This is a genomic window from Limnoraphis robusta CS-951 (assembly GCF_000972705.2).
Map to the genome: position 1 here is coordinate 1 of NZ_LATL02000334.1, position 10,883 is coordinate 10,883.

The 10,883-nt window shown below is 40.7% G+C and carries 6 protein-coding genes and 2 pseudogenes; 4 read left to right on the top strand and 4 right to left on the bottom strand.

The genetic code is table 11. The features are described from left to right. From WN50_RS28160 to WN50_RS35060, 3 genes and pseudogenes are all read left to right on the top strand, one after another. A partial coding sequence (locus WN50_RS28160; RefSeq protein WP_483425973.1) for a nuclease/transposase family protein occupies positions 1-637 on the top strand: 637 nt, incomplete at its 5' end. Between the two features lie 37 nt (positions 638-674). After that, a pseudogene (locus WN50_RS37220) lies at positions 675-805 on the top strand (RNA-guided endonuclease InsQ/TnpB family protein); the annotation flags it as partial. A 116-nt stretch (positions 806-921) separates the two neighbouring features. After that, positions 922-1,353: a zinc ribbon domain-containing protein gene (locus tag WN50_RS35060; protein ID WP_342586792.1), complete on the top strand. Its 432-nt coding sequence runs from the start codon at positions 922-924 to the stop codon at positions 1,351-1,353. On the opposite strand, the gene WN50_RS36675 is transcribed toward WN50_RS35060, so the two are convergent. The 4 genes and pseudogenes from WN50_RS36675 to WN50_RS28175 all read right to left on the bottom strand — a co-directional run. Then, the coding region (locus WN50_RS36675; protein WP_235441160.1) for a WD40 repeat domain-containing protein at positions 1,340-3,967 on the bottom strand (2,628 nt) is incomplete at its 5' end. The two genes, WN50_RS35060 and WN50_RS36675, sit on opposite strands and share 14 nt — an antisense overlap. 1 nt (position 3,968) lies before the next feature. Next, positions 3,969-6,442, bottom strand: a pseudogene (locus WN50_RS37910) (nSTAND1 domain-containing NTPase); the annotation flags it as partial. Then, a complete protein-coding gene (locus WN50_RS28170) occupies positions 6,417-7,772 on the bottom strand; it encodes a P-loop NTPase fold protein (protein ID WP_046279439.1) in 1,356 nt (451 codons plus the stop codon). The gene WN50_RS28170 and the pseudogene WN50_RS37910, both read right to left, overlap by 26 nt. A gap of 262 nt (positions 7,773-8,034) precedes the next feature. Further along, entirely contained in the window at positions 8,035-8,247 is a 213-nt protein-coding gene (locus WN50_RS28175; RefSeq protein ID WP_046279440.1) for a hypothetical protein, read from the bottom strand. An 864-nt stretch (positions 8,248-9,111) separates the two neighbouring features. On the opposite strand from WN50_RS28175, the gene WN50_RS28180 reads away from it, so the two are divergent. Then, a complete protein-coding gene (locus WN50_RS28180; RefSeq protein ID WP_053221614.1) occupies positions 9,112-10,827 on the top strand; it encodes an S-layer homology domain-containing protein in 1,716 nt (571 codons plus the stop codon). Positions 10,828-10,883: the final 56 nt, after the last annotated feature.

Sequence of the window (10,883 nt, forward strand, 5' to 3'; positions counted from 1 at the left end):
TTGTAACTATATAAATAGCACCGTCAATCCTAAAATCAAGAACAAGAATAAGATACAAGCTGAGGTTTATAAAACTGTTAGAGAGTGTTTTGGATTGTCAGCAAACCTCGTTGTCAGGGCTTGCGCCAGGGTTGCTTCTAATCGCAAAACAGCCGCTTTAAAGAAACGCCCAGTTAAAACTTTCAAAGCAACTTCGGCAGACTATGACGCAAGGATTTTTTCCTACAGGGAAAAAGATCAAACCGTTAGTCTGTCCACAGTAGAGGGGCGAGAGCGGGTTCACTTGATTTTAGGAAGCTATCAGATAGGGAAGCTGAAAGGAAAAACGCCAACATCAGCAACTCTGTCAAAACATAGAGACGGTAAACTCTACATCCATATCCAGATTAAAGATCAAACTCCATCTCCCAAAAATACAGACAATGTTATTGGTGTGGACTTAGGTCGCCGCGATATTGCTGTTACATCCGAGGGATTTAATTGGAGCGGCGAAAACATTACAAAGGTCAGAAATAGGTTTTCTAGAGTTAGGGCTTCTGTTCAAAAGAAAGGCACAAAGGGAGCAAAACGACTCCTGAAACGGCTATCTGGTAGAGAGAAGCGATTATCTTACCTGGGTAAACCACAACATAAGTAAACAAATCATTTCTCGCGCTATAGAGACTGAAGCTAGTGTGGCTGTAGAAGATTTGACGGGCATCAGAGACAGAGCTAATACTCAACCTAGAAACAAGACTGAACGCAGAAGATCTAATAGTTGGGCGTTCTATCAACTTCGACAATTTCTTGAATACAAAGGAGTAAANCAAAAGAAAGGCACAAAGGGAGCAAAACGACTCCTGAAACGGCTATCTGGTAGAGAGAAGCGATTATCTTACCTGGGTAAACCACAACATAAGTAAACAAATCATTTCTCGCGCTATAGAGACTGAAGCTAGTGTGGCTGTAGAAGATTTGACGGGCATCAGAGACAGAGCTAATACTCAACCCAGAAACAAGACTGAACGCAGAAGATCTAATAGTTGGGCGTTCTATCAACTTCGACAATTTCTTGAATACAAAGGAGTAAAAGTTGGGGTTGAAGTGGTAGCTGTTTCTCCTCGATATACCAGTCAAACTTGCCACAAATGCCTGCATATACACCCAAAACAAGGAAAGTCTTACCGTAGCGGCAAGACTTTTAAGTGCGGTCATTGTGGGTGGAAAGGAGATGCAGATCTCAATGGCGCGAAGATGATTTCAATTGTGGGGCAGTCTGTAAGCCTGCCTGTAACGCGCAATCCTCTATCATGTTCGGTACTAGAAGCGTATATTGGATTAGTGCGAATGCCCCGAGACTTTAGTCGGGGGTAAGCTTACAAAGTTGTTTGTCTTCTGGTGCTACTTTAGGATTATATTTAATATAGTCGCCAATCTGCTCACAACCTCGCTGCAATAATGGATCAATCTCTGAATTTTCAAAAAAGTCGTGAAAATCGATATTCCAAACACTGACACGGTTCATCCCATCAATAGAAACCAGTTGACCTTCAGGACTAAAACCCACCCATTCAAGACGGTTCAAGCCTTCTTGCAACGTGAGTAAAAGCGTCCCAGTTTTATCCCAAATTTTCACCATGCCATCTTCACTCGCCGAGGCGAGAATTTGACCATCAGGACTAAAACTGACCTGATAAACGGCTTTTTTATGCGCCCCAATTGGAGTTAAGCTAGAAACATCTTGCCATTTTCCATCTAGAGATCGCCAAAGTTTGATCGAACCGTCATCGGTGGCGGCGGCGACTAAATCATTATCTGTCGGACTAAAACTCACCGAAGAAAACTTACGATTACCCGACAATGTAGCAATTAGAGTCCCGTCTTTACGACTCCATAACCTCACCGTTTTATCGTGACTGGCAGAGGCTAAAATTTCACCATTGGGACTAAAACTGACACTCGTCACCGCATCATCATGTCTGCGGGTGTAAAGCAATTGACCCTCTGGTTGCCAAACTTTAATGGTTTGATCCTGACTGGCTGAAGCAATCACCTGATCTTCTGGAGATTTTTCGGGACTGAAACTAACATGATTAACCGCTTCAAGATGACCGATGAAAGTCCGCAGAGGTTTACCATCGGTTTTCCAGAGTCGAACCGTTTTGTCCTGACTCGCCGAAGCCATCATTGTACCATCCCGACTGAAGCTAATCCCCGTCACCTGATCCTGATGACCTTGAACCGTTAACTGTCGGGTCCCCTGAGAGGGATTCCACAATCTAAATGTATTATTATCGCTGGGTGTGGCGATCAGTTGGCCCTGGGGATGAAAACTCGCCCCTCGACCCACCACCTTGTAGTTAGGCTGAAAGACTTTTGGCGGAATACTGTCCATACTCCACAACCTCACCGTCCAGTCACTACTGGCTGAAACCAAGGTTTTGCTATCAGGAGTAAAACTCACCTGATTGACAGTCCCCCCGTGACCTGTGAGGGTAGAGATTAACGTCCCATCACTCGCCCAGAGTTTGATTTCACCGTTGCTACTCCCGGAAGCCATGCGTTGACTATCGGGACTAAAACTAATGCTATTAACCGGGGCTTGATGTTGTTTTAAAGTTTTAAAAATCCTGTAGGTTGAACCGTTGCGTTTCCATAATTTTATCGTGTAGTCATCACTTCCCGAAGCGATCATTTCTCCATCGGGGCTAAAATTAACCGTCCAAACTGCGTTATTGTGACTGTTTAAAGTCTCAATCAGTTGACCCTGGAGATTCCAAAGCTTAATCGTTTTGTCTTTGCTAACGGAAGCAATCAATTGACGATTTGGACTAAAACTCACACTTAAAACTGCATCTTGATGTCCGCTAAACGTTTGTAATAATTCACCCGTGTTGCGGTTCCAGAGTTTAATCGTTTTGTCTTGACTGGCTGAGGCGATTAACTGACCATCGGGACTGAAACTCACCCATTTTACCTCATCTTGATGTCCAGATAAAGTGCGAATCAAAGAACCATCTCGATGCCAAAGTTTAATCGTTTTATCTTTTCCTGCTGTTGCTAAAATTTGATATTCCGGGGATAAATCTGGACTAAAAGTTACACACCAAACCGTACCCTGATGATCTTTTAAAGTGTGGCGCAGGTTGCCATTTTTATCCCATAATTTTACGGTTTGATCAGAACTGGCTGAAGCGATCAGACCATCGGAACTTACAGTCACACTTAAAACACTATCTTGATGATCTTGAAAGCGGTTACGTTCCGATGTAAAGTAAGCGGCTCTCCATAAATGATGGAAGGTTTCTCGTTCAGTTTCTGACCATGTTGTACGATTATTTTGATTTCTTAACTGTTGACCTGCTTTCAGTATTTTAACATAAGCATCGAGTTTATTTTCTTCTACTAAACGCAACAGTTGATAGGTGGCGTTTAACTTAGCTAAATTGGTTTCTCTCTTTTGTTCTTCGACTTGAGTTTTTTGTTCTTCGGCTTCCCTCCATTTCCAAATGGCTGTTCCTGAGAGAAATACCATGATCACACTGACTAAAACTGAACCAATCGTCAACCATTTTTGTAGTTGTTTGCGTTTGACTCTTTCTTTGGTTAAATCAGAGATAAACTTGGCACCTTCTCGTTGACGAATAATGCTGACTAAATAATCATGCACAAGTTGATAGTGATGTTCAGGAACTTGCTTCAGTAAAACAACTAATCCTGACTTGACAAAAATCTCTAAAACTAAATTGAGTCGTTCCAGTTCAATAATTGGATATTCAGCTAATACTTTGAGTTCTCGTTCTAAATCGGTTCGAGTTTTGAGAGGACGTTTTTCATTGTCTTCGGTGAGAAGATATAAAACCAATTCAGCCGCTCGTTTGTTTTCAATTCCACAATCTTTAACGACATCTTCAAGATGATGATTAACCAGTTTTGCTTTAGGATTTTCAGCGAGTTTTAGATACTGTTTAAGTGTGGTAATTTGTTCNTCTTCGGTGAGAAGATATAAAACCAATTCAGCCGCTCGTTTGTTTTCAATTCCACAATCTTTAACGACATCTTCAAGATGATGATTAACCAGTTTTGCTTTAGGATTTTCAGCGAGTTTTAGATACTGTTTAAGTGTGGTAATTTGTTCGGCTTGAAGTTGCGCTCCTACGACCTGTAATTCTATGGGTCTTACCTCACCAAACTCCTCGGATAAATCTTGGACGACTCGATCAATTAAAGATTCTTCTAATCTAAATGGAGTTTGTTTTGTAATGTTTTTAATCAGAGATTTTGCTTGTTCAGATTGCCAATTTCCGACATGATAGAGAATCCGACGATCTAGAATATTATTACCAACAATATCTAAATTTACAAGACGATCATTACATTCTAACAGAAAGTGTAAATAATCTTCTCGTAAAGCCAGGATAACTTTAACATAAGGAATATCTAGACATTTTTTTAAAAAGTCATAAAAAATTCGACGTTCATCGGGTTTCTGCAAAGCAAAAAATAATTCTTCAAATTGATCAAAAATCAATAAGGTAATTAAATCTTGATTGGTATTCAGTTGAAACTGATGAATGATGTCTTCAAGGGTATTAAATTTAGGTAAATTGGTAAAATATTGAGTGTCTTCTAGAGCTTGAGTTAAACCTTTTCCCAATTCTTTAATCCAATCGGTATAAACACGCTGTAAAATGGGTACAACCTGAAAAGAATCAATGTGATTCTGTTTGACTGTTGGAATTAATCCGGCTTGGAGTAAGGAACTTTTTCCCACTCCTGACTGTCCATGAATAATCGTAAGTTTGTGATCATTTCGCTGAATGCGTTCCATTAAACAATCAATATCATATTGTTGGGGAGAAGCGACAATTTCGGGTGCAATCATTTCAGGAGATTTGTGCAGAGGTCGAGTTAAATTTGTCACCTGTTGTTTGGGACGCAACTGACCCGCTCCCACAAACGCGCGAAAACCATATTGACCTTCAATAGCTCGTTGTTCTTGTTTAATTCCAAACGCAACTAAATAATCTTGTTGTTGAAAATAACTCTGGCGTAACTGAGATAAAATCCCGATATAAAGCTCAGGATCATAATAGGGTTTAGTCATGGCTTTAGCTGCTTCGAGGGTAAGAATTGAATCTTTAACTTGACCTAAAAGCAGTTGAGATTTTCCCAGAGAAAACAAATACCATCCTTGATGAAAGGAGCGTTCCCAAGCTAATAAAGATTGCTGATCAACCGTTGATATGTTTACGGTGTTTTCCGCCTCATCTAATAAATCCAGTGCTTTTTTAGCAAAGCGTTTCGCTCGTTGCAGGATCGCTGAGTTTTGCCAACAAAAAATCACATTATTGGGTTGACATTTCGCTAACTCAATCTCGGCTAAAAAGCCATAACAGCGAGCCGTTCTAAATAAGTTTGGATAGTGTTGATGAAGCCATAAAGCATTAAATTTAGGTTGTTTTGCAATTAAGTTTTCTAACGCTTTCCAATCTCCTAAACGATGTAAAACATCGGCTAAAAAGTTAATAAACTTAGCGACTAAATCAAGTCTTTTTGCGGCTTTAAACGCATTGAGAGAACGCGAAAAATATTCTTTAGCTTGCAAACAACCTTGCTGATATTTGACTCGTTGTCGAATCCCATAATTCAGCCACCACGCACCCAAATAAAAAGACAAATGACCCTGCTTTTCTAAATCCCCAATTTGTTGCCAGAGAGCCAAACTTTGTTCATAATGTTGTCGAGATTTTTCAGTCGTATTATCAGCTACTCGACCCATCAAAAACTCTAAACCCGCCTCGAACTCAGTCTCTAACTGAATCCCTCGCTGTTTCAAAACCTGACGTGCTGACTGAAGTTCAATCCGGCGAGATGAACCCGTTTCTAAGTTAAAAACTCTATTCTCTAAAAAGAGATTTTCTTGAGAAGATAAAACCGTTTTTAAAACCTGATTAACTGTCGATTGAATAAATAAAATCAGCTCATCGGTTTCAATCAAAAATTCCAGACTGGTGGCTCGATTATGCAAATCCGGAGCAACACGAATCATTTTGTGGAGAACTTCATCTGTTACCCACAATATCAGAGGACAAGAAAAGCTATTAAACTCCTCAACATTCCGTTTAGCCGTGATTAATAATTGCTCTAAATCAAGCACAGATTCCAGCCCAAAAACCATCACTGCATCGGGTTCGTCTCCTTGAAGTTCTTCAATTAAAGTTGTTAATAGCGTTTGAGTTGTAGGTTCTAAAGTAATTTCTCGCAAACCCATCGAAGATTGATTCCGAATTTCCTCAACGATGTGCTGCGTGACAATTTTATAGCTACAACAGGCTAAAATTAAAGAAAATTCTCCCTGAGACAACGTAATTGCACGGATGAGTTGCCGAATAGAACTTTGATTATGCAGCGTGATTGCTTCAGGTTGAACAAAATCAGTCATCATATAATTCCTTAGCATCAGCTAAAATTGGATTGATATCAAACCAATTTCCCTGACGATCATCGCGATATTCAAAGACAAATAAACTCCGTAATAAAATCTGATATTCATCCTCTCCACGCACCGCTTTATGTTGAGTAACCTGTTTCAGCAGTTCCCATTCATTGGGTGTAATCGCTTTACTCAGTTCATTGCGACGTTCACTAATAACTCGCTCAATTAAACTGCGAGAAAAGGGGGGATCATCTTTTTGAATACAATTAGATAACAGAATTAATAAATTTCTCACATGACCCCCGCTCACCTGACATAAGCGATTTAAGGTTTGTAAATCCTCAAAAATTTCGGTTGCAAAACTCACCCGTTTTTCCTCTTCGAGTTCAGGAAATGCTCGGGCTAAAACCATTTGTTGTAATAACTCGATCCCCTCTTGACACACCTCACCATTTTTTTCGGTAACACGCACCATCGGTAATAGTTTTGCGGGAGAACCAAAACGGTTGCTCAAGGTTTCTTTGTCGTTAGAAAAGGTTAAAATTAAAGGAATCGTATAGATCACATGACACTTCAGTTTATTAAGCTGTTCCCCGCGATCTACAAATAAATATTCAGGTTGACTCCGAGTTGAAAGTTTAGGAGTATTATCCAGGCGATCTAAGTTATCAATAATCACCACTAATCCGGCTTTTCCTTGTTGTCGAAGCTGTTTTTGGGCAGGTTCTATGAGTTCTTTATTGATCGCTTCTATAATATTACTAACTCGCGGTTCTAAATGTTGTCGTAATAACGCCCGTACATCTCGACTGTCTTTGGCTTTTGCCGTAATTTCTCCGATGCCAAAAGAGAGAGAAAATTTATCTTCCTCCGTCATCAAACCCACATCCCCAACGATAGGAACTTTGCCTTTAATGCCCGTAATATCTGCGTTTAATAGATTCGCCGCCCCTTGGAGTAAATTGTGAAAACGAGTCGGTTTTAAACGAATTTTAGAAGTCTCTAGACTTTGACTGACTTGATGAGCGATCGCCAGTAAAATATCACTAATATCCACATCCGCCATGTCTAAATCTTGGGAAGACTCAAAATAAACAACATGAAAACCCAGTTGTTCTAATTCCGATTGTAAACAAGATAATTCCGTTGATTTTCCACAGCCAATATGTCCCGTAAAAAGCTGACAAGTGGGTTCATCCGCCGATAACGTAATTGATCGCCGAAGTTCTTTGATCACATGACTACCCCGCACCGCCGAAAAGTCGATATAATACTGACGATCTTCAGGGTTTGACATATTCAACCTGTAGGCGGGACTGCAAGCTCTAAAAAATTTGCCCAGATTGAGTACCATTTCTCCTTTCCCCCAAGCAATTAAATACTATTTCCCATTCTGCCCTGTCAAGGTCACTTCTGGAAAATAGGCAGAATTTCAGAGGCTTTCAACTCCTACGCTCCGCCATCCCCTAGCTATCGCTTTAATTTTAATTGAGATCTTCCACCCGGCTGAGAAACCCGGTTTCTCAGGTTTTGTTGGCATGGTGAGCCTTTGCAATGTCAGCCGCCATTGATTCAAACACAAACCCTACAACTTCAAAACTCCGGTTCTGTCTACCCTAATCAAAATACAAGTCCATGATCTTCAATAAGTTTCTCAACCATTTATATTTAGGTGGAACCGCAGCCGGAGCTAGACAAACTGTCTCCACTAAACTCCAGTCAATTTCACAATGATAGTCTTCAATAATGCCGACTTGATCATGTATATATCGAGCGATTGATTCAGAATCACTAGCCCAGAAATCATCATCTACATTTAAGTTAGTCATCACGCCCTCTCTCTCAAACTATCTCAACTTGTTATTTATATTTTCTCAGAGTTTTTTTTAAAAAAACCGGAAAATCAATCCTGAACCGGACTATCTTTTTGAGCTAATACTCAGTTGGCGATCGCGAGTAAACGCGGGTTGAACTATTTTTGGCTTGGTAAGTTTCATCCGTTCATCTTTATTCATCTTAACCTTTAAAATTCAAAAACAAATCCGTAGAATTTACCAAATTTGTTTTCAGTCGAGCTAACAATTACGTGAAAATACTGAAAGATGTATTTCATCTGAAAACCGATAGTCAATAGAAAAACGGATTAACTGTCTATGCTCGTTGCATAATTTGATACGACTTTCACGGATAAACTTCTGGCAATCCTCAGTCATCTTACCGCTTTTGAAGTTGTGATCGCGGATCAGTTCTAACAAAGTGAATTTGTCCGAGAAAGACAACACAGAGTTAACGATGCTCATCCGGTCTTCAACCCTGCTTTCACTTGCGCTTCACGGAAATCCTCTGGGAGTTGGACTTCTCCTGCGAGAATCATCAACCGATCAACGCTACACAGAACCTTCCGAGTTCTCCGGAAGACAAGGTGGAAGTCGAAAATTATCTTGAATTTTAGCTTGATTGATCGAGGCTGTGGGGTTGGGGATCAAAATAAACATAAAGTTTTAACTCCTCAACTCAACTGTTGAATCTCGATGTCGTTATCCTGCGACACATTCAGAGTGAGGGAAATCAAAGGGTTGGAGAGGTTCACCACCCCAAAGTCAAAAAAATTTACTTGATGCGGATCTACAGTTCTGTGATCGGCAAAATCAAATGTTTAGATCCTCAGATATTATCTGTATATTCGACAAGCTATGACTAATTCTCAACCCCCTTTCCCGGATCTTACCCAACATTGGGCGCGTTCTTTCATTAGCCGCCTGCAACGCCAAGGTATCGTGAGCGGTTTTCGAGATGGGACATTCCGCCCCTCTCAAACCCTAACTCGTGCCGAATATGCAGCTTTGCTACAGGCGGCCTTTGAACGTCCTCCCAAACGGCCTTATCTGGCGTTTCCAGACGTTCCTCGGGATTTTTGGGCGTTTTCTGCCATTCAAAACGCCTACGAAGCAGGCTTTATCTCAGGCTTTCCTGACAACACCTTTCGACCCCAAGCCAATATTACGCGCCTTCATGTTTTGTTGTCATTGGTTGCGGGTTTAAATATTCCGAAAACAACGGCTTTTTCTTTAGCTGAAGTTTACACGGATGCCAATCTAATTCCCGACTATGCTGTTAGTGCGATCTCGGCTGCAACTCAGTCTAAACTGGTTGTAAATCATCCGAAAACTGAAATTTTTCATCCCGATAAACCTGCTACTCGGGCTGAAGTTGCGGCGATTATCTATCAGGCTTTGGTTTTTCTCACAAAAGCTAATCCTCTGGTTTCTCCCTCTATTGTCGAACCGACAAAACCGGGAATTGTTCGTACTGGAACTCATGTGTCTGTTAATGGGAGACGCTGGAAAGCCTCCTGGGGTCAATGGAGTTCAGGGCTTTCAACTTTAACGGGAATTAGTGATAAAGGAATGCTCTTAGTTTTGGGGATGAATCCGTTAAATAATCAAGAGATTTCAATTCAGCCGACAAACTGGTTTTCTCCTCCCACTCAACCTTACCCTATTCAAACTAAATTTGATCAAGAATATCGTTATCTCAATCTTGATGAGTTATCCCAAACTGTGGGTTGGGAAGTTGAAATTGAAGGCAAAACACTGAATATATTTTCAGAAATTGGAAAAGTTAATAATATTATTTATGAAGAACTTTCTGATGTTTCTCGGATGGTGATTGATTTGAACCCAGCGACACCTTGGGAGTTGTATGAACTGAGTTCAGAATGGGAAGTTGTGGTCGATGCAAACACCGATCAATCTATTGCGGATGGTTTTCCTGAAAAGCCTCCTGAGTCGAATATTATTCAACCCGATGAAGAGCAACAAAATGAAGGAGAAACTGGGGAAATCGTTACCAAACCCCCTCGTCCTGTCGTTAAACTTGGCTCAAATAAAACGATAATTAAAGGAAAACTTCCCGATGGTTATGGGGTGAAAGTTTCCACCCTAAAAAGCCCTGATCGCATTAGCATAGAAGTTCGGAAAGATGCGTTAGTTGAACGCAATATTATCTGGGCGACGGGACTCAATTGGCGACAACAATATCTCACGTTAAATTCAGATCGGTTTCCAGTTTTTTGGTTACAAGTTAAACCCAATTCTGGATTGAAACTGCAACCGATCTGGACAGACAAAACTCAAATGAAAGGAACGGCTTCTCTCTTAGAAATCACCAATACTTGGGGAAGTTTAGCAGCGATTAATGCGGGTTATTTTAACCGCAATAATTTATTACCCTTGGGAGCGATTCGTCAGAATAATCAATGGTTTTCCGGGCCAATTCTCAACCGAGGGGCGCTCGCCTGGAATGATGCGGGAATGATCAAAATGGCACGATTAAAATTAATCGAAACCCTGAAAATCTCAAGCGGACGAGAATTTGAAGTGGATTTACTGAATACACGGGGTATGTGAAAGCGGGAATTGCGCGTTATACAGGTGACTGGGGAAAAAGTTACACCCCTTTAACC